General features: G+C 69.4%; 15 protein-coding genes. 8 read left to right on the forward strand and 7 right to left on the reverse strand.

Translation table 11 applies throughout. The features are described 5' to 3' along the window. Positions 1 to 35 precede the first annotated feature (35 nt). Positions 36 to 1802, reverse strand: a complete 1767-nt coding sequence (gene arc / locus ACFQ6X_RS22960; RefSeq protein WP_329212780.1) for a proteasome ATPase — start codon at positions 1800 to 1802, stop codon at positions 36 to 38. A gap of 241 nt (positions 1803 to 2043) precedes the next feature. Here arc and ACFQ6X_RS22965 point away from each other — a divergent pair, with 241 nt between their 5' ends. Next, a complete protein-coding gene (locus ACFQ6X_RS22965; RefSeq protein WP_329212779.1) occupies positions 2044 to 2355 on the forward strand; it encodes a ferredoxin in 312 nt (103 codons plus the stop codon). Positions 2356 to 2359: 4 nt separating this feature from the next. On the opposite strand, the gene ACFQ6X_RS22970 is transcribed toward ACFQ6X_RS22965, so the two are convergent. From ACFQ6X_RS22970 to ACFQ6X_RS22980, 3 genes are all read right to left on the reverse strand, one after another. Further along, positions 2360 to 2956 carry a hypothetical protein gene (locus ACFQ6X_RS22970; protein WP_383184222.1) on the reverse strand — a complete coding sequence of 199 codons (597 nt, stop codon included), beginning with the start codon at positions 2954 to 2956 and terminating at the stop codon, positions 2360 to 2362. A 211-nt stretch (positions 2957 to 3167) separates the two neighbouring features. After that, positions 3168 to 4076, reverse strand: a complete 909-nt coding sequence (locus tag ACFQ6X_RS22975; RefSeq protein ID WP_329212777.1) for a tRNA (adenine-N1)-methyltransferase — start codon at positions 4074 to 4076, stop codon at positions 3168 to 3170. Between the two features lie 86 nt (positions 4077 to 4162). Further along, positions 4163 to 5413, reverse strand: a complete 1251-nt coding sequence (locus tag ACFQ6X_RS22980; RefSeq protein ID WP_383184224.1) for a site-2 protease family protein — start codon at positions 5411 to 5413, stop codon at positions 4163 to 4165. Between the two features lie 171 nt (positions 5414 to 5584). On the opposite strand from ACFQ6X_RS22980, the gene ACFQ6X_RS22985 reads away from it, so the two are divergent. After that, positions 5585 to 6430, forward strand: a complete 846-nt coding sequence (locus ACFQ6X_RS22985) for a RecB family exonuclease (protein ID WP_383184340.1) — start codon at positions 5585 to 5587, stop codon at positions 6428 to 6430. A 9-nt stretch (positions 6431 to 6439) separates the two neighbouring features. Next, positions 6440 to 7111, forward strand: coding sequence for a response regulator transcription factor (locus ACFQ6X_RS22990; RefSeq protein ID WP_356415905.1), 672 nt, complete (start codon positions 6440 to 6442; stop codon positions 7109 to 7111). A gap of 84 nt (positions 7112 to 7195) precedes the next feature. On the opposite strand, the gene ACFQ6X_RS22995 is transcribed toward ACFQ6X_RS22990, so the two are convergent. The 3 genes from ACFQ6X_RS22995 to metH form a co-directional block, all read right to left on the reverse strand. After that, the gene (locus tag ACFQ6X_RS22995) at positions 7196 to 8782 is read right to left on the reverse strand and encodes an ABC transporter substrate-binding protein (RefSeq protein ID WP_383184226.1); all 1587 of its coding nucleotides are present in this window, start codon (positions 8780 to 8782) and stop codon (positions 7196 to 7198) included. Positions 8783 to 9059: 277 nt separating this feature from the next. Beyond that, the gene (locus ACFQ6X_RS23000) at positions 9060 to 9764 is read right to left on the reverse strand and encodes an HAD family hydrolase (protein ID WP_383184228.1); all 705 of its coding nucleotides are present in this window, start codon (positions 9762 to 9764) and stop codon (positions 9060 to 9062) included. 140 nt (positions 9765 to 9904) lie between these two features. After that, positions 9905 to 13417, reverse strand: a complete 3513-nt coding sequence (gene metH / locus ACFQ6X_RS23005) for a methionine synthase (RefSeq protein WP_383184230.1) — start codon at positions 13415 to 13417, stop codon at positions 9905 to 9907. Positions 13418 to 13657: 240 nt separating this feature from the next. On the opposite strand from metH, the gene ACFQ6X_RS23010 reads away from it, so the two are divergent. From ACFQ6X_RS23010 to ACFQ6X_RS23030, 5 genes are all read left to right on the forward strand, one after another. Next, complete coding sequence (locus ACFQ6X_RS23010) at positions 13658 to 14422, forward strand: IclR family transcriptional regulator (protein WP_383184232.1); 765 nt, start codon at positions 13658 to 13660, stop codon at positions 14420 to 14422. A 274-nt stretch (positions 14423 to 14696) separates the two neighbouring features. Then, positions 14697 to 15488 (forward strand): MIP/aquaporin family protein, encoded by a 792-nt coding sequence (locus ACFQ6X_RS23015; RefSeq protein WP_383184234.1) that lies wholly within the window; start codon positions 14697 to 14699, stop codon positions 15486 to 15488. 39 nt (positions 15489 to 15527) lie between these two features. After that, positions 15528 to 17063, forward strand: a complete 1536-nt coding sequence (glpK, locus tag ACFQ6X_RS23020; RefSeq protein ID WP_383184236.1) for a glycerol kinase GlpK — start codon at positions 15528 to 15530, stop codon at positions 17061 to 17063. A gap of 6 nt (positions 17064 to 17069) precedes the next feature. Then, positions 17070 to 18680: an FAD-dependent oxidoreductase gene (locus ACFQ6X_RS23025; protein WP_383184238.1), complete on the forward strand. Its 1611-nt coding sequence runs from the start codon at positions 17070 to 17072 to the stop codon at positions 18678 to 18680. Positions 18681 to 18797: 117 nt separating this feature from the next. Beyond that, on the forward strand, positions 18798 to 19763 hold the full coding sequence (locus ACFQ6X_RS23030) for an LLM class flavin-dependent oxidoreductase (protein ID WP_383184240.1): 966 nt from the start codon (positions 18798 to 18800) through the stop codon (positions 19761 to 19763). Positions 19764 to 19770 lie beyond the last annotated feature (7 nt).

The raw sequence follows: 19770 nt of genomic DNA on the forward strand, positions 1-19770 counted from the left end.
GATGCCCTGCCGGGCATCCGCAGCCGGTCTGCGTTTTACAGGTACTGTCCGGTATTTGCCACCGTGTCGATGGAGCGACCGGTGTCCGCGCCCTGCTTTCCGGTGACGAGTGTGCGGATGAAGACGATCCGCTCGCCCTTCTTTCCGGAAATCCTGGCCCAGTCGTCCGGGTTCGTGGTGTTGGGCAGGTCCTCGTTCTCCTTGAACTCGTCCACGCATGCCTGGAGGAGGTGGGAGACGCGCAGGCCCTTTTGGCGCTGCTCGAGGAATGCCTTGATGGCCATTTTCTTTGCCCGGTCCACGATGTTCTGAATCATCGCTCCGGAGTTGAAGTCCTTGAAGTACAGGACTTCCTTGTCGCCGTTGGCGTAGGTGACCTCGAGGAAGCGGTTCTCCTCGGACTCCGTGTACATCCGCTCCACGACCGACTGGATCATCGCGTGGGCGGCGGCCTCCTTCGAGCCGGAGTGCTCGGCGAGGTCGTCCGCGTGCAGCGGCAGCGAAGGAGTGAGGTACTTCGCGAAGATGTCCTTCGCGGCCTCCGCGTCCGGGCGCTCGATCTTGATCTTCACATCGAGACGGCCGGGCCGCAGGATGGCGGGGTCGATCATGTCCTCGCGGTTGGAGGCACCGATGACGATGACGTTCTCCAGGCCCTCCACACCGTCGATCTCGGCGAGCAGCTGGGGGACGATGGTGTTCTCCACGTCCGAGCTGACACCGGAACCACGGGTGCGGAAGAGGGATTCCATCTCGTCGAAGAAGACGATGACGGGGGTGCCCTCGCTCGCCTTCTCCCGGGCACGCTGGAAGACCAGACGGATGTGCCGCTCGGTCTCACCGACGTACTTGTTGAGGAGCTCGGGGCCCTTGATATTGAGGAAGTAGCTCTTCCCCGCGGGCTGTCCGGTGACCTCGGCGACCTTTTTGGCCAGCGAGTTGGCTACGGCCTTGGCAATGAGTGTCTTGCCACAGCCGGGGGGACCGTAGAGCAGGATGCCCTTCGGCGGGCGCAGTTCGTGCTCCTTGAAGAGGTCCGGGTGGAGGTAGGGGAGCTCGACCGCGTCTCGGATCAGCTCGATCTGGTCGCCCAGGCCGCCGATCTTCTCGTAGTCGATGTCCGGAACCTCTTCGAGGACGAGCTCCTCGACCTCGCTCTTGGGAACCACTTCGTAGACGTAGCCGGACCTGGGTTCGAGCAGGAGGGCGTCGCCGGGGCGGATGGTGATGTCCAGCAGAGGCTCGGCGAGCCTCACCACCCGCTCCTCGTCGGTGTGCCCGACGACCAGGGCGCGTTCGCCGTCCTCAAGGATCTCCTTGAGGGTGACGATGTCCCCGGCCCGCTCGAATTCCATGGCCTCGACCACGTTGAGCGCCTCGTTGAGCATGACTTCCTGGCCCCGCCGGAGGCCTTCGATCTCGACGCTGGGGCTCACATTCACCCGGAGCTTGCGGCCCCCGGTGAAGATGTCGCAGGTGCCGTCCTCGTTGACCTGCAGGAAGACACCGAAGCCGGCCGGTGGCTGGGCAAGCCGGTCGACTTCCTCCTTGAGAGCCACGATCTGGTCGCGGGCCTCGCGGAGTGTATTGGCGAGCCGCTCGTTCTGCGCGGACACGCCTGCCAGGTTGGTCTGCAACTCGACGATCCGCTCTTCGAGAATCCTCGTATGACGCGGAGAGTCGGCGAGCTTACGTCGCAGGACGGCGATTTCCTGCTCGAGATAGGCAACCTGGCCGGCTGGGTCTTCTGACCCCCGCCCGGGCCGGATGCCGCGGTTGATGTCGTCGTCGTGGGCTGCCACGGTCCTCACCTCCTCCAAGGGGAGCTGGACGCTTCCTGACCCTACCTGGGTGGGTGATGATTGAAACCCCTAGATCACAAAGACCCGGTGGTGTGTCCGATCTTCACCCTTGCGCTCTCCCTCACGCCAAGGGAATACCCACCCTGCGGCACCGGGAAGCTGCCGGTTGTATCGTCGAACCGTTCAACACCCGTCAGGGCTGGCTTCAATTGGTGCAGATACGCAGGGAACGGCAGGACACATGACCGCGCAGCAGGACGCTCCGGGCAACAGTGACACGCAGGACCTGGAGGTCTGGATCGACCAGGACCTCTGTACGGGCGACGGCATCTGCGTGCAGTACGCACCTGAGGTGTTCGAGCTGGACATCGACGGTCTGGCCTACGTCAAGAGCTCCGAGGACGAGCTCCTCCAGGACAAGGGCGCGACCACCCCGGTGCCGCTGCCGCTGCTCCAGGACGTGGTGGACTCGGCCAAGGAATGCCCGGGCGACTGTATTCATGTACGTCGCGTTTCGGACAACGTGGAAGTCTTCGGCCCGGACGCGGCGTAACGGCTCAGGCGCTCAGCGCGGTGTCCCCGGCGGGTCCGGCGGACTTGATGAACGCGTTGCCCTTCCACTGCCAGGTGGCGCTCTCCTGCTCGTCGGGGCAGCAGCGCGGCACATCGGCCGAGGAGTAGCCGAGGAGCGTCGCGGCGACCAGGCCGTCACGGACCGCGAAGTCCGTGACCGTGATTTTCTGAGCGGGGTCCACCAGGGTTGCCACAACCCGCGGTGCGGCCCCGCTCGCCTGTGTCAGGACGTAGACCCCGCTGGGCGGTGTGCCGGAACCCGCGGCGCAGTGCACGACGGCGACGGTCTCGGGCCTGGTGTCGCCGTCGAGGTCGCCGGCGGCCTGTTCGGCCACGGTGTACCCGGCCGTGCCGCAGTCCAGCGGGAAGTCGGCGTCGGCCGGGTCGGGTGCTTCGGCGGCGGGCGCGGCACCGTGCTGGGCGTTGGTGCGGTGCTCGGCCGCGGAGGCGGTCGCCGTGGCCGAGTCCGGCTGGAGCAGACCTGCCGCGGCGACGACGGCGGCCATGGCCGCGGCCGTGGCGAGCCAGTGCACCGGCTTGGTGTCGGTGTGCGCGAGATCCGGGAGCGCGGAGGACTGCACGCGGTTTCTCTCCTGTGGTTCCTGGAGGCCTGGACAGTCGGCGGCCGACGGGAAGTCGGCGGGTGGGGGGTGGCCAGCATCGTGCCACACCTCACACCGCAGGGGAACGGCGGGGTCACGGCCCGGTGCCCCGGACAACGAAAAGGCGCCGCCTGCCGGCTCCCGGGGTCGGTTCGGGGAACTCGGCGGCGGCGCCTCTGCGTTGTACGGGTCAGTCGCGGGTGGCGGAGCCGCTCCGGCTGCCGGGACCGCTGTAGTCCTCGCCGTAGGCGCCCTTGGACGGGCGGCGGCGGCGCAGCGGCGCCTCGACGCCGTCCGCGAGGCGGCGGGCGGTGACCAGGAAGCCGGTGTGGCCGATCATCCTGTGGTCGGGGCGGACGGCCAGGCCCTCGACGTGCCAGTTGCGGATCATCGACTCCCAGGGCTGCGGCTCGGCGAAGCAGCCGATCTCCCGGATGGATTCGACGGTCCGTGACAGCTGCGTGGTCGTCGCGACGTACGCGCAGAGGATGCCGCCGGGCACGAGCGCCTTGGATACGGCCTCGAGGCACTCCCACGGGGCGAGCATGTCCAGGACGACGCGGTCGACGTCGGTGTCCGAGAGGTTGTCCTGGAGGTCGCCGACGGTGAGCTGCCAGGCGGGGTGCGGAGAGCCGAAGTAGCGCTCCACGTTCTGCTGGGCGATCTCGGCGAAGTCCTCGCGGCGCTCGTAGGAGTGCAGCATGCCCTGCTCGCCGATGGCGCGCAGGAGGAAGGTGCTGAGCGCTCCGGAGCCGACACCGGCTTCGACGACGCGGGCGCCGGGGAAGATGTCGCCGAAGGCCAGGATCTGCCCCGCGTCCTTGGGGTAGACCACGGCGGCGCCGCGGGGCATGGACAGGACGTAGTCGGGGAGCAGGGGGCGCAGCGCGAGATAGGCGACGTTTCCCGTGGTACGGACAACACTGCCCTCGGGAGCACCGATCAGCTCGTCGTGCGGGAAAGAACCCTTGTGGGTGTGGAAGTTCTTTCCGGCCTCGAGCGTGAAGGTGTAGTGGCGTCCCTTGGGGTCGGTGAGCTGGACCTGGTCCCCGACTTTGAATGGGCCGCGACGGCGGGCGGCACCGGTCGGTTCGGACATGCGGCCAGCCTACCGGTATTTCGTGGTCCCCATTTCGGGGGCCTTTCCGGGGACTTTCGACCGCCCGCGTGCCCGGTGGCGGACGGTCAGGCCGCGGGCCTGGCCATCGCCGCGACGAAGGCGCGTTCGACGTCGGCGGTGGAGAGGACTCCGTAGATCTCGCCGGTGTCCTCGACGACCAGGTACTCGGTGGCCGGGGTCGCCTTGAGCCGGTCCAGCAGGGCCTCGCCCGCGAGTTCCGCGGGGACCTTCATGCCCTCGGTGAGGTCCTGGGCGAGGCCGCTGACGGCCACCCAGGGGCGGCGGTGTTCGGGGACTCCGACGATGGCGGCCTCGCGGACGACGCCCTTGGGGTTGCCCTGTCCGTCGACGACCACGAGGGCGCGGGCGCCCGCTTCGTTGGCACGGCGCAGCGCCTCGGAGAGCGGCGTGGCGGACTCGACGGGGACCGCGCGGCGGGTCAGGGTGCGGGCGCGCAGGTCCGGGAGGTGCTCGCGCAGCCTGGCCATGCGCAGGCTGTTGCCCGCGCCGGTCCAGATGATTCCGGCGAGGATCGCGGCGAGCAGGGCGTCGGTCACCGTCTCGAAGCCGCTGATCTCGCTGGTGGCGTTGCCGAGGGCGCCGGTGTGGGTGAGGAGGGGCAGGCCGACGAGAACGGCGACTGCCAGGCCCCGGCCGACCCATGCGGCGGCGATGGTGCCGCTCATCGGCTTGCCGGTGATCTTCCACACGACGGCTCGGAGCATGCGTCCGCCGTCGAGGGGGAGGCCGGGCAGCAGGTTGAAGGCGGCGACGATCAGGTTGGAGATCATCAGTCCGGCGAGGAGTACCCCGGGGACCGTGCCGGCCTCGACGAACTGCAGGGGGATGTAGAAGAGGGCGCCGAGCACCAGGGAGAGCAGGGGCCCCACGAAGGCGAGGACGAACTCGCGGCCGGGGGTCTCCGACTCCTTCTCGATCTCGGAGACGCCGCCGAAGAACTGGAGCTGGATGCGGCGGACCGGCAGCTTGTAGCGCAGGGCGGCGACGGTGTGCGCGAGCTCGTGGACGAGCACGGAGGCGTAGAAGGCGATCGCGAAGAACAGGGCGACCAGGTAGCGCGCGGCGCCGAGTTCCGGCAGTACGCGGTCGAGCTGACCGCCGAAGACCCACGTGATCAGTGCGGCGACGACGAACCAGCTGGGGGCCACGTACACGGGCACACCGAAGGGGCGGCCCATGAGGAGGCCGCCGCCCGGATCTGCGGGGCGGCGCGGCTTGCCTTTCTCCGGCCCGGTGCCGGGGTCGGAACCCCCTGCGCCGGGCTTCGGGCGCCCGCTGTCGCCGCTCTCGTCCACGGGGTCCTTTCGGTCGGTGGCGTCCTGCCACGATCATGCAGTCTGCGAGCTCTGTGGTCGATGGTATGCCGCTCGGTGTCGGTGGCGGGTCGTAGGGTCTTCGACATGACCTCCGTACCGCGCCCGCCTCGGCCACCCTCGTCCCTGTCGCCGTCGCGCGCGAGCGATTTCATGCAGTGCCCTTTGTTGTACCGCTTCCGGGTCATCGACAAGCTGCCCGAGAAGCCCAGTGAGGCGGCTACCCGGGGCACGCTGGTGCATGCGGTGCTGGAGCGTCTGTTCGACTCCCCGGCGGGGGACCGTACGGCGCCGAGGGCGAAGGCGTTGATTCCCGGTCAGTGGGACCGGCTGCTCGAGTCGAAGCCCGAGCTGACCGAGCTGTTCGACGGGGACGTCGAGGGTGAGCGTCTGGCCGGGTGGCTGGGCGAGGCGGAGCAGCTGGTGGAGCGGTGGTTCTCGCTGGAGGACCCGACCCGGCTGGAGCCGGCCGAGCGTGAGCTGTTCGTCGAGACGGAGCTGGCTTCGGGGCTGCGGCTGCGCGGTGTGATCGACCGGATCGATGTGGCTCCCACCGGCGAGGTCCGGATCGTGGACTACAAGACGGGCAAGGCCCCGCGTCCGGAGTACGCGGAGGGCGCGCTGTTCCAGATGAAGTTCTACGCCCTGGTGATCTGGCGTCTGAAGAACGTGGTGCCCAGGCGCCTCCAGCTCGTCTATCTGGGCAGCGGTGACGTCCTGACGTACGACCCCGTTCCGGCCGACCTCGAGCGGGTGGAGCGCAAGCTGCTGGCCCTGTGGGACGCGATCCGGCTGGCCACGGAGACGGGCGAGTGGCGGCCGCGGCCGACGAAGCTCTGCGGCTGGTGCGATCACCGTGCGGTCTGTCCCGAGTTCGGTGGGACTCCCCCGGTGTATCCCCTGTCGGTACGCCCTGCGGAGTCGGAGGAAGGTGTCCAGGGCAGAATGGAGCCGGTCCGGGCAGAGGCCGGCCAACCGGTGGCCCTCGAAGGCCCTTAAGGAGATTCCGTGGCTATCCGCGTCCTACTGGTCGATGATCAACCACTGCTGCGCACCGGTTTCCGGATGATCCTGGAGGCCGAGGGCGATCTTGCGGTGGTCGGTGAGGCCGGTGACGGTCTGCAGGCCATCGACCAGGTGCGGGCGCTGCAGCCCGATGTCGTGCTCATGGACATCCGGATGCCGCGGATGGACGGTGTCGAGGCGACCCGTCAGATCACCGGCCCTGGCCGGGACGGTCCGGCGAAGGTCCTCGTGCTGACGACGTTCGATCTCGACGAGTACGTGGTGGAGGCGCTGCGCGCCGGAGCCAGCGGCTTCCTCCTGAAGGACGCCCCGGCCAATGAGCTGGTGCAGGCCATCCGTGTGGTGGCGGCGGGCGAGGCGATGCTGGCGCCGAGCATCACGCGCCGGCTGCTCGACAAGTACGCGGACCATCTGCCGTCGGGCGAGGAGGCCGTCCCGGACGCGCTGCACACGCTCACGGAGCGCGAGGTGGAAGTGCTGAAGCTCGTGGCGCGCGGCCTGTCCAACGCGGAGATCGCCGCCGACCTGTTCGTGAGCGAGACGACGGTCAAGACGCATGTGGGCCACGTGCTGACGAAGCTGGGCCTGCGCGACCGGGTGCAGGCGGCCGTCTACGCCTACGAGAGCGGTCTGGTGCGTCCCGGCGCCCAGTGAGCCGGGGCGGCACAGTCGGTACGTACAGCGATGCGGTCCGGGGCGGTGGCCCCGGACCGCATCGCTGTTGTGCAAGGTGTCGCGTCAGGCGCGCGCGAGCTCCCAGAGCTGCAGGTCGGCCGAGGCGTTGACCGCCCACTCCACACCGTTCAGGCCGTCGCGCGAGGCGACGTACTGCTTGCCCTGCCAGACCGGGAGGACGGGGACGTCGTTGGCCACGATGTCCTGGAGCTTCGTGAACGTTCCGGACGCGGCGCTGCGGTCGGCCACGCGGCGGGACTGGGGAATGAGCGTGTCCTGGGCGAGCGCCGACTCGTAGGGCGAGTTGAGGAAGTTGTTCTTGTCGAGGAACGGCGCCGTGTAGTTGTCCGGGTCCGGGAAGTCCGGGAACCAGCCCATGCCGTAGACCGCGTAGTCGCCCTTCTTCTGAGCGGGGCGGTACTTGGACCACGGAGTGCCCGCGACGTCGACGTCGAAGAGCTTGGAGCTGTTGAGCTGCTTCGCCAGCAGTTCGAACTCGGAGGCGGTGGCGGGACCGTAGTGGTCGGTCGTGTAGTTCAGCGTGAACTTCACCGGAGTGTCGATACCGGCCTTCTCCAGGGTTTCCGCGGCCCCGGTGACGCTCGGCTCCCCGTACTTGTTGAAGAACGAGTTGGTGTGTCCGGTGACTCCGGACGGGATCAGCGAGTAGAGCGGCTCGGCGGTGCTGCCGTACACGCCCGTCGCGATGGACCCCCGGTCGATGACCTGGGCCATGGCCTGGCGCACGGCCTTGTCCTTCACCACCGGGTCCTCGGTGTTGAAGGCGAGGTAGCTGATGGCGAGGCCGGGCATCTCGGTGAGCTCGATGCCTTCCTTCGGCTTCTCGAGCATCTGCTGGGACTGCTCGGGCGACATGGTGCGCGTCATCATGTCGATCTCGTTGTCCTCGAGCGCCGTGCCCATCGCCGCCGCGTCGGGGAAGAGGTCGAGCTCGACCTTGTCGTTGAGGACCTTCAGGTCGCCCTTGTACTTGGGGTTCTTGGTGAAGACGACCTTGACGACCTGGTCGTCCTTGACCTCGGGCTTCATGGTGTACGGACCCGAGCCGTCGACCTGGAAGCCGTCGCGGGCGGCCTTCGCCGGGTACTTGTCCTTCTGGACGATCCCGGCGGGCGGCGTGGCGAGCTTGTAGGGGAAGGTCGCGTCCGAGGTCCTCAGGTGGAAGACGACCTGGTTCGCACCCTTGGTCTCGATCGTGTCGATGTTCGCGAGCAGGCCCACCGGGCCGCTCTCGTCCTTGATGTCCAGGACGCGCTGGATCGAGTACTTCACGTCCTCCGGCGTGACGGGCGTGCCGTCGGAGAAGGTGAGGCCGTCGCGCAGTGTGCAGCGGTAGCTCTCGTTCGCCGTGTCGGTGAACTCACAGCTCTGGGCCGCCTCGGGAACGGGCTCGCCGCCGCCGCGCGGGATGTGGGTCAGGGTCTGCACGGTCTGGCGCAGGACGTTCCAGACACCTGCTTCGTAGCCGATCGCCGGGTCGAGCGGCGCGGTGTTGTCCTTGGAGGCGACGAACTGGTCCGTTGTCCCGACAACGATGGCATCGCCCCCGTCGTCCGACCCGCCACAGGCGGCGAGAACGGGCGCGAGCAGGCCTATCACGGCCGGCAGCACCAGCGTCTTGCGGTTCATCTGGACGTTCTCCCTCATTCCGACATGTGAGATGACCGAGGTTAGTGGGAGCCGTGGAGGGGCTTGACCGGGGCGATCCCGGCACGTATGCACTCGGTGATGACAGATGACCGCGCGTCTACGTCACGCTCGGGAATGATTCGTACACCGCTTCATGAACCGGGACACATGGGCTGCGGAATCGGACGCTCGGAACCATCCCGAAGGGGCCCGAACGTCACGACGCGTGACGAAGCTCACGCCCGCACTGTTGACGGAGTCTTGACATGAACCTGCGTTACAGGGGCTGCTCCGTGATCAGCCGACGCAGGAACGCGAGATCCACTTCTTCGAGGGAGGGCACCACCACGCGTCCGGGCGCGGGGGCGATCGGTGCGACGGACGGAACGGCGACCACACGGCAGCCGGCGGCCTCCGCCGCGGCGACGCCCGTCGCGGTGTCCTCGATGACCGCGCAGCGCCGGGGGTCGGCCGCGAATCCGGCGGCCGCCGCGAGGTACGGCTCCGGGTGGGGCTTGGTACGGGTGACCTCGTCCCCCGCGACCGTGAGGGCGAAGTGGTGGTGCCCCACCGAGTCCAGCACCCGGTCGATGATGCGCCGGTGCGAGGCGGACACGAGGGCGGTGGGCACCTTGTGCGCCGCGAGCTCGGCGAGCAGGCGTGCGGCGCCCGGCATCAGCGGCACGCCCCGTGCGATGCGCTTCTCGAAGCGGTCGTTGAGGAGCACCGTGAGCTCTTCGATGGCGATGTCGGCACCGGTGACCTCGATGAGGTACCCCGCGCTGCGGGTCATCGGGCCGCCGACGACGACGTCACGCCAGGACTCCTCCAGGCGGTGTCCGAGGTCGGCGAATACCTCGGCCTCCACGTCCCACCAGAATCCCTCGGTATCGACCAGGGTGCCGTCCATGTCGAGCAGGACGGCCTGCAGGGCGGAACCTTCGGCCGTACGGGTCAAGGACGCGGGGACCGTACTGGTCATCCGGTACACCTCCATGGGGGACGAGAAGGCCGGCCGCCTTCCCGGTGGGAACGGCGACCGGCCTGCACTGGACCGACCAGTCTACGACTCGTGCGGGGACGGCGCATGGAGCGGCGCCCTGCCGCGCGTTGAACAGCTGACTACCGTGCGTTGAAGTACTTGGCCTCGGGGTGATGGATGACGATCGCGTCGGTGGACTGCTCGGGGTGCAGCTGGAACTCCTCGGAGAGCTTCACCCCGATGCGTTCGGGCTCCAGGAGCGCCGCGATCTTCGCCCGGTCCTCCAGGTCCGGGCAGGCCCCGTAGCCGAGGGAGAAGCGCGCTCCGCGGTACTTCAGCGCGAACATGTCCTCGACCTCGGAGGGGTCCTCCCCGGCGAAGCCCAGCTCGCTGCGGACCCGCGCGTGCCAGTACTCGGCGAGCGCCTCGGCCAGCTGCACGGACAGCCCGTGCAGTTCCAGGTAGTCGCGGTAGGAGTTCGCCTCGAAGAGCTCGGCGGTGGCCCCGCCGATCTTCGAGCCGACCGTGACGACCTGGAGGCCGATCACGTCCGTCTCGCCCGACTCCTCGGGGCGGAAGAAGTCCGCGAGGCACAGGCGGCGGCCGCGGCGCTGGCGCGGGAAGGTGAAGCGGGTGCGCTCCGAGCCGTCCTCGTGCAGCAGGATCAGGTCGTCGCCCTTGGACACGCACGGGAAGTAGCCGTAGACGACGGCTGCCTCCAGCAGGTTCTCGGTGTGGAGCTTGTCGAGCCAGCCGCGCAGGTGCGGGCGGCCCTCGGTCTCCACGAGCTCCTCGTACGTCGGCCCGTCGCCCGCACGGGCCTGCTTGAGGCCCCACTGGCCCTTGAAGAGGGCTCCCTCGTCCAGCCAGGAGGCGTACTCCTTGAGCTGGATGCCCTTGACCACGCGGGTGCCCCAGAACGGCGGCTCGGGGACCGGATTGGTGACGGAGACGTCGGAACGCACGCCCTCCTCCGGCTCCTCGACCTCCAGCACGGCGGCGTCCCGCTTGGGCACCCTGCGCTGCTTCAGCTCGGGAAGCGTGGCACCCGGGACACCCCGCTTGACCGCGATGAGGGCGTCCATCAGCCGCAGCCCCTCGAACGCGTCGCGGGCGTAGCGGACCTCGCCCTCGTAGATCTCGTGCAGGTCCTGCTCGACGTAGGCCCGGGTGAGGGCGGCACCGCCCAGGATGACCGGGTAGTCGGCCGCCATCCTGCGCTGGTTCAGCTCCTCCAGGTTCTCCTTCATGATCACCGTCGACTTCACCAGGAGACCGGACATGCCGATGACATCGGCCCGGTGCTCCTCGGCGGCGTCCAGGATCGCGGCGACGGGCTGCTTGATGCCCAGGTTGACGACGTTGTAGCCGTTGTTCGACAGGATGATGTCGACGAGGTTCTTGCCGATGTCGTGGACGTCGCCGCGGACGGTGGCCAGCACGATGGTGCCCTTGCCCTCGGCGTCCGACTTCTCCATGTGCGGCTCCAGGTGGGCCACCGCCGTCTTCATGACCTCGGCGGACTGCAGCACGAACGGCAGCTGCATCTGCCCGGAGCCGAAGAGCTCGCCGACGACCTTCATGCCCGCGAGCAGGGTGTCGTTGACGATGTCGAGCGCGGGGCGGGTCTGCAGGGCTTCGTCGAGGTCCGCCTCCAGACCGTTCTTCTCACCGTCGATGATGCGGCGCTGCAGCCGTTCGTCCAGCGGCAGGGCCAGGAGCTCCTCGGCCTTGCCCTCCTTCATCGACTTCATGTTGACGCCCTCGAACAGCTCCATGAGCCGCTGGAGGGGGTCGTAGCCCTCGGCGCGCCGGTCGTAGACGAGGTCGAGTGCGACCTTGACCTGTTCCTCCTCCAGCCGCGCGATGGGCAGGATCTTGGAGGCGTGCACGATCGCGGAGTCCAGGCCGGCCTTGACGCACTCGTCGAGGAACACCGAGTTCAGCACGACGCGGGCGGCCGGGTTGAGGCCGAAGGAGATGTTGGAGAGGCCGAGCGTGGTCTGGACGTCGGGGTGGCGCTTCTTGAGCTCCCGGATTGCTCCGATCGTGGCGACGCCGTCCTTGCGGGACTCCTCCTGACCCGTGCAGATGGTGAAGGTCAGGGTGTCGATGAGGATGTCGGACTCGTGGATTCCCCAGTTCCCGGTCAGGTCCTCGATCAGGCGCTCGGCGATGGCCACCTTGTGCTCGACGGTGCGGGCCTGGCCCTCCTCGTCGATGGTCAGCGCGATCAGCGCGGCGCCGTGCTCGGAGGCCAGCGCGCTGACCTGGGCGAAGCGGGACTCGGGTCCGTCGCCGTCCTCGTAGTTCACGGAGTTGAGCACCGCTCGTCCGCCGAGCTTCTCCAGACCGGCGCGCAGGACGGGCAGCTCGGTGGAGTCCAGGACGATGGGCAGCGTGGAGGCCGTGGCGAAGCGTCCGGCCAGCTCCTCCATGTCGGCCACGCCGTCGCGGCCGACGTAGTCGACGCAGAGGTCGAGCATGTGCGCGCCCTCGCGGATCTGGTCGCGGGCCATCTCCACGCAGTCGTCCCAGCGCGCATCGAGCATGGCCTCGCGGAACTTCTTCGAGCCGTTGGCGTTCGTACGCTCGCCGATCGCCAGGTACGAGGTGTCCTGGCGGAACGGGACGGTCTGGTAGAGGGAGGCGGCGCCCGGCTCGGGGCGCGGCTCGCGGGCGGTGGGGGCCACGCCCCGCACGCGCTCGACGACCTGGCGCAGGTGCTCGGGCGTCGTCCCGCAGCAGCCGCCGATCAGGGAGAGGCCGTACTCGCGTACGAAGGTCTCCTGGGCGTCGGCGAGCTCGGCCGGGGACAGCGGGTAGTGCGCGCCGTTCTTGCCGAGCACCGGCAGGCCCGCGTTCGGCATGCAGGAGAGCGGGATGCGGGAGTGCCTGGCGAGGTAGCGCAGGTGCTCGCTCATCTCGGCGGGGCCGGTGGCGCAGTTCAGGCCGATCATGTCGATGCCGAGCGGCTCGAGCGCGGTCAGGGCGGCGCCGATCTCGGAGCCGAGCAGCATCGTGCCGGTCGTCTCGACGGTGACGGAGCAGATGACCGGCAGGTCGGCGCCGGTGGCTTCGAGGGCGCGCCGGGCGCCGATGACGGAGGCCTTGGTCTGCAGCAGGTCCTGGGTGGTCTCGATCAGGAGCGCGTCGGCGCCGCCGGCGATCATGCCTTCGGCGTTCTGCTGGTAGGCGTCGCGGAGCTTGCCGTACGGGGCGTGGCCGAGGGTCGGCAGTTTGGTACCCGGCCCCATCGAGCCGAGCACCCAGCGCTGCTGCCCGGTGGAGGCGGTGAACTCGTCGGCGACCTCACGGGCGATACGGGCCCCGGATTCGGAGAGCTCGAAGACCCGCTCGGGAATGTCGTACTCACCCAGGGCCGCGAGGTTTGCTCCGAACGTGTTCGTCTCGACGCAGTCCACGCCGACGGCGAAGTACTCCTCGTGCACCGAACGGACGATGTCGGGCCGGGTGACGTTGAGGATCTCGTTGCAGCCCTCCAGGTCCTCGAAGTCCTCGAGAGTGGGGTCCTGGGCCTGCAGCATCGTGCCCATGGCACCGTCGGCCACCACCACACGGGTGGCGAGCGCCTCGCGGAGGGCTGCGGCTCGGGTGCGGCTGTCAGCGGCGGGGGTCGGCAACGAGGCCATGGATGTTCTCCCTGGGATGCGACGGCTGTCGGCTTTGCGCCCTTCTGCGGAGGAGGGCACGCCGCCAGCGTAGCCGGGCGGGGCCCGGCCCGGTCATTGCGTCCCACGGGGCGGACTGCATGCTGTGCGGGGAACGGGCCCGGTCGCGCGGTGACGCAGAATCTTCTACCGACCGGACAGAGGTCGGCATCGACCGATAGTGTTCAGCATTGTCGAACCGAGGTGGAGGAGTACGGCGCGATGGCCAAGAACATCCAGTCGCTCGAGCGGGCAGCGGCGATGCTGCGTCTGCTGGCGGGCGGCGAGCGTCGGCTCGGACTGTCCGACATCTCCTCCTCGCTGGGGCTGGCCAAGGGCACCGCACACGGCATCCTGCGCACCCTGCAGCACGAGGGCTTCGTCGAGCAGGACGCCGCCTCCGGGCGCTATCAGCTCGGCGCCGAACTGCTGCGCCTGGGCAACAGCTACCTCGACGTGCACGAGCTGCGGGCCCGCGCCCTCGTCTGGACCGACGACCTGGCCCGTTCCAGCGGCGAGAGCGTCCACCTGGGCGTGCTGCACCAGCACGGCGTCCTGATCGTCCACCACGTCTTCCGGCCCGACGACAGCCGCCAGGTCCTGGAGGTCGGGGCCATGCAGCCGCTGCACTCCACGGCCCTCGGCAAGGTGCTCTCCGCCTACGACCCCGTGGCACACAGCGAGGTCGTCGAGGTGGAGCGCCGGCCCTTCACGCCACGCACGGTCACCGGCGAGGAGGAGTTCGAGTCGCTGCTCGACCTGATCCGGGCGCAGGGCTGGGCCTCCGACGTGGAAGAGACCTGGGAGGGGGTGTCCGCGGTGGCCGCCCCCATTCACGACCGGCGGCGGATGCCCGTGGGCGCCGTGGCCGTGACGGGCGCCGTGGAGCGGGTCAGCCCCGGCGGCGACCTGCGTCCCGAGCTCATCGCCGCGGTGCGCGACTGCGCCCGTGCCGTCTCCCGGGATCTGGGTGCCGGGCGCTTCTGAGTCCGCGCCGCGCCGTCGGTAACGATCGAGTCCCGCACCCGGTCCCGAGCCACAGAACTCTTGACGCGTCGTTCATTGGGGAGAAACATTGCCGTTCACCGGTCGGCATTGCCGAACACCTAACGGCAATACACGTTAGGGTGTGACAGTGCCGAGGGCCGGTCAAGCCCTTACAGGTGGCGTGCCCTTACTGATGGGTACCCACCTGGGGCGCGATCCACCGGAGAGAACCGGTGTTTCGCCTTCCCCTGGACGAAGGACAAAGGAGTCGCGGGTGTCCAGCTCCGACATCTTCATCGGCGAGACCATCGGTACCGCCATACTCATCCTGCTCGGCGGCGGTGTCTGTGCCGCCGTCACGCTCAAGCGCTCGAAGGCGCAGAACGCCGGCTGGCTGGCCATCACCTTCGGGTGGGGCTTCGCCGTACTGACCGGCGCCTATCTCTCCGCCGGCGTGTCCGGCGCCCACCTCAATCCGGCGGTCACGATCGGCCTCGCGATTCAGGGCGGCACCCCGTGGAGCGAGGTGCCCCTGTACTTCGCTTCCCAGCTGCTCGGCGCGATGATCGGCGCGGTGCTGGTCTGGGCCGTGTACTACGGGCAGTTCCACGCACACCTCAACGACCCGGAGATCCTGAAGGGCGAGCCTGCCGAGGAGGGCATGGTCGACCAGTCGGCCGCTCCGGCGGCAGGCCCCGTGCTCGGGATCTTCTCCACGGGTCCGGAGATCCGCAACGTCGTACAGAACATCGTCACGGAGGTCATCGCCACCGCCGTGCTGATCCTGGCGATCCTCACCCAGGGCCTCAACAACGAGGGCAAGGGCCTCGGGACGCTCGGTGTCCTGATCACCGCTCTGGTGGTCGTCGGAATCGGTCTCTCGCTCGGTGGTCCGACCGGCTACGCGATCAACCCGGTTCGCGACCTCGGTCCGCGTATCGTGCACGCGCTGCTGCCACTGCCGAACAAGGGCGGTTCCGACTGGGGCTACGCCTGGGTACCGGTAGTAGGACCTCTCGTAGGCGCCGCCCTCGCGGGCGGGCTCTACAACCTCGCCTTCGCCTGAGCCGTAACCCTCGACACCACAGACCTCCGGGAGCACACCGTGACCGACGCACACACCACCGGACCGTTCATCGCGGCCATCGACCAGGGCACCACGTCCAGTCGCTGCATCGTCTTCGACAAGGACGGCCGGATCGTCTCCGTCGACCAGAAGGAGCACGAGCAGATCCTCCCCAAGCCGGGCTGGGTCGAGCACAACGCGACCGAGATCTGGGAGAACGTCCAGGAGGTCGTCGCCGGCGCCATCGTCAAGGCCGGCATCACCTCCGCCGACGTCAAGGCGATCGGCATCACCAACCAGCGCGAGACCACCCTGCTCTGGGACAAGAACACCGGTGAGCCCGTCCACAACGCCCTCGTCTGGCAGGACACCCGCACCGACGTGCTCTGCAAGGAACTCGGCCGCAACGTCGGCCAGGACCGCTTCCGCCGCCAGACCGGACTGCCGCTCGCCTCGTACTTCGCGGGCCCCAAGGTCCGCTGGCTGCTCGACAACGTCGAGGGACTGCGCGAGCGCGCCGACCGGGGCGACATCCTCTTCGGCACCATGGACTCCTGGGTCATCTGGAACCTGACAGGCGGCACGGACGGCGGCGTCCACGTCACCGACGTCACCAACGCCTCGCGCACCCTCCTGATGAACCTGCACACGATGCAGTGGGACAACGAGATCGTCCGGTCGATGGACATCCCCCCGTCGGTGCTGCCGGAGATCCGCTCCTCCGCAGAGGTCTACGGCCACGCCAAGGGCGGTGTCCTCGACGGCATCCCGGTGGCCTCCGCGCTCGGCGACCAGCAGGCCGCGCTGTTCGGCCAGACGTGTTTCGCCGAGGGCGAGGCCAAGTCCACGTACGGCACCGGCACCTTCATGCTGCTGAACACCGGCGAGACGCCCGTGAACTCGTACAACGGGCTGCTGACGACCGTCGGGTACCGGATCGGCGACCAGAAGGCGGTGTACGCCCTGGAGGGGTCCATCGCCGTCACCGGTTCGCTGGTGCAGTGGATGCGCGACCAGATGGGCCTGATCAAGTCCGCGGCCGAGATCGAGACGCTCGCGTCCTCGGTCGAGGACAACGGCGGCGCGTACTTCGTGCCGGCGTTCTCCGGCCTGTTCGCCCCGTACTGGCGCCCGGACGCCCGCGGTGTCATCGCCGGCCTCACCCGGTACGTGACCAAGGCGCACATCGCCCGCGCCGTGCTCGAGGCCACCGCCTGGCAGACCCGCGAGATCAGCGACGCCATGACCAAGGACTCCGGCGTCGAGCTGACCGCTCTCAAGGTCGACGGCGGCATGACCTCCAACAACCTGCTGATGCAGACGCTCTCCGACTTCCTGGACGCACCCGTGGTGCGCCCCATGGTCGCCGAGACCACCTGCCTCGGCGCCGCCTACGCCGCCGGTCTGGCCGTCGGCTTCTGGCCGGACACCGACGCGCTGCGCGCCAACTGGCGCCGGGCCGCCGAGTGGACACCCCGTATGGACGCGGCCACCCGCGACCGCGAGTACAAGAGCTGGCTCAAGGCCGTGGAACGGTCCATGGGCTGGCTCGACGAGAACACTGGCGAGGAGTAACCAACCATGACCACCCTGCAGAGCGTCCCCGCCCTCGGGACGCATCCGGCCTCCGGCTCCCTTCCGAGCCGCGCCGAGACCCGGGAGCAGCTTTCCAAGGCGACGTACGACCTCCTGGTGATCGGCGGCGGCATCCTGGGCATCTCCACCGCCTGGCACGCCGCGCAGTCCGGACTGCGGGTGGCCCTGGTGGACGCCGGCGACTTCGCCGGCGCCACCTCCTCCGCCTCCTCCAAGCTCCTCCACGGCGGTCTGCGCTACCTGCAGACCGGCGCGGTGAAGCTGGTCGCGGAGAACCACTTCGAGCGGCGCGCGGTGTCCCGTCAGGTCGCACCGCACCTGGCCAACCCGCTCACCTTCTACCTCCCCGTCTACAAGGGCGGGCCGCACGGGGCGGCCAAGCTCGGGGCAGGCGTCTTCGCCTACTCGGCACTGTCCGGGTTCGGGGACGGCGTCGGCCATGTGATCAGCCCGGCGAGGGCACAGCGTGATGTGCCCGAGCTGCGTACGGACAACCTGAAGGCCGTCGCGGTCTACGGCGACGACCAGATGAACGACGCCAGGATGGCGCTGATGACGGTCCGCGCGGCCGTCGACGCCGGCGCCGTCGTCCTCAACCACGCCGCGGTGACCGGACTGCGCTTCACCCGGGGCCGGGTCACCGGGGCCGAGCTGGAGGACCGTCAGGACGGCACGGAGTTCGGTGTGGACGCGCGTCTCGTGCTGAACGCCACCGGCCCGTGGGTCGACCACCTGCGGAAGATGGAGAACCCGGACGCGGCTCCTTCCATACGGCTGTCCAAGGGCGCGCACCTGGTCCTCAAGCGCACCCGCCCGTGGAAGGCCGCGCTGGCCACACCGATCGACAAGTACAGGATCACGTTCGCGCTGCCGTGGGAGGACATGCTGCTGCTCGGCACGACCGACGAGGAGTACGAGGGCGACCCGGCCGATGTCGCGGTCACCGAGAAGGACACCGCGCAGATCCTGGACGAGGCGGCGTTCTCCGTCCGCGACCAGCAGCTGTCACGCGACCTGATCACGTACTCCTTCGCGGGCCTGCGCGTCCTGCCGGGCGGTCCCGGCGGCACGTCCAAGGCGAAGCGGGAGACCGTCGTGACGGAGGGCCGCGGGGGCATGCTGTCGGTCGCGGGCGGCAAGTGGACGACGTTCCGCCACATCGGCCGTACGGTGATGAACAAGCTGGCCGCGCTGCCCGGGCACCCCCTCACCGAGGACATGGAGCCGATGTCGCGGCTGCCGCGGAAGCTGCCGCTCCCCGGCATCGCGAACCCCAACGCGGTCGCGCACCGCCTGATGGTCGACGGCGGCACGCCCGGTCCGCGGATGTCTGCCGACACGGCACGGCACCTCGCCACCCACTACGGCTCGCTCGCCTTCGACATCGCGCGGCTGGCGAACGAGAACCCGGCGCTGGCGGCCCGTATCCACCCGGACGCACCGGAGATCTGGGCACAGGTCGCGTACGCGCGTGACCGCGAGTGGGCCGAGACGGCGGACGATGTGCTGCGTCGCCGGACGACGCTCACGATCCGCGGTCTGGCGACGGACGGGATCCGGGCCCAGGTCGAGGACGTGCTGGCCGACAGGCACTGACGGCGGGTACGGAACACAGGGGGCGGCTCCGGGGGGAGCCGCCCCCTGTGGCATGCCTCCCAGGACGTGCCACACAGCCGCCATACGCGTGCAATGTGACGCGGGGACAGTGGAGGGATGACCGCACACGAGGGTTTCCGTCTGTCGGTGGCACTGAACGGTGCCGGGTCCCATCCCGCCGCGCCCGCACGGCCGTTCACGCCCGAGGCCTACGCCTCACTGGTGCGCGGTGCCGAGGCGGGGCTGCTGGACTTCATCACCGTGGAGGACGGCCCCGGGCGGCTCGACTCCGCCCTGCTGCTCGCGCTGGCGGCCACCGTCACCGACCGGATCGGGCTCGTCCCGCTGGGTCCCACGACGGGTGACCCCGAGGCGTGGGCCGCGCGGATCGCGACGCTCGACCATCTCAGTGCGGGGCGGGCGGGAGTACGGCCGCGCGCGGCGACGAGCACCGCCGAGCTCGCGCGGCTGGTGGCGCAGTACGGGACTCCCGAGGGTGACCGCGAGGTGGCCGAACTGTTCGGGCGGGCAGGCGAGTTCCTGGACGCGGCGACGGAGGCGTGGGGCACCGCCGTGCGCCCCGTGCAGGGCCGGCCGCCGCTGGCGGTGCTCGCGCACGCCACGATCCCCTACCGGCTGGCAGCCGCCCATGCCGATGTCGTGTTCGTGACTCCGAAGGACACCGCCGGTCTCGTCACCATCCGCAAGGAGGTCGAGGCTCTGCGGGAGGAAGCCGGACGCCCCGTGGGGGCGCTGCGGGTCTTCGCCGACCTCGAGGTCGTACTGGGCTCCGGCCAGGAGGCGGCCGACGAGCGCCTGGCACGGCTGGACGAGGCCGCGGGCGCGCCGTTCGCCTCGGACGCGGCGGTCTTCACCGGCACTCCGGAAGGTCTGGCCGACCTCCTGGAGGAGTGGTTCCGCGAAGGGGGCGCCGACGGATTCCGGCTGCGGCCCGCCGTACTCCCCGACGACCTCGACGCGATCACCGCCGGCCTGGTGCCCGTCCTGCAGCGGCGCGGGCTCTTCCGCACCGAGTACACCGCCCTGACCCTGCGCGGCCACCTCGGTCTGGCCGGGGTCTGACGCTCGG

The organism is Streptomyces sp. NPDC056452, assembly GCF_042796085.1.
Classification (GTDB): Bacteria; Actinomycetota; Actinomycetes; order Streptomycetales; family Streptomycetaceae; genus Streptomyces.

Coding starts and splice junctions, on each gene's coding strand:
- ACFQ6X_RS22965 (WP_329212779.1), top strand. CDS start 2,044: ATGACCGCGCAGCAGGACGCTCCGGGCAACAGTGACACGCAGGACCTG.
- ACFQ6X_RS22975 (WP_329212777.1), bottom strand. CDS start 4,076: ATGTCCGAACCGACCGGTGCCGCCCGCCGTCGCGGCCCATTCAAAGTC.
- ACFQ6X_RS22985 (WP_383184340.1), top strand. CDS start 5,585: ATGCAGTGCCCTTTGTTGTACCGCTTCCGGGTCATCGACAAGCTGCCC.
- ACFQ6X_RS22995 (WP_383184226.1), bottom strand. CDS start 8,782: ATGAACCGCAAGACGCTGGTGCTGCCGGCCGTGATAGGCCTGCTCGCG.
- ACFQ6X_RS23000 (WP_383184228.1), bottom strand. CDS start 9,764: ATGACCAGTACGGTCCCCGCGTCCTTGACCCGTACGGCCGAAGGTTCC.
- metH (WP_383184230.1), bottom strand. CDS start 13,417: ATGGCCTCGTTGCCGACCCCCGCCGCTGACAGCCGCACCCGAGCCGCA.
- ACFQ6X_RS23010 (WP_383184232.1), top strand. CDS start 13,658: ATGGCCAAGAACATCCAGTCGCTCGAGCGGGCAGCGGCGATGCTGCGT.
- ACFQ6X_RS23025 (WP_383184238.1), top strand. CDS start 17,070: ATGACCACCCTGCAGAGCGTCCCCGCCCTCGGGACGCATCCGGCCTCC.
- ACFQ6X_RS23030 (WP_383184240.1), top strand. CDS start 18,798: ATGACCGCACACGAGGGTTTCCGTCTGTCGGTGGCACTGAACGGTGCC.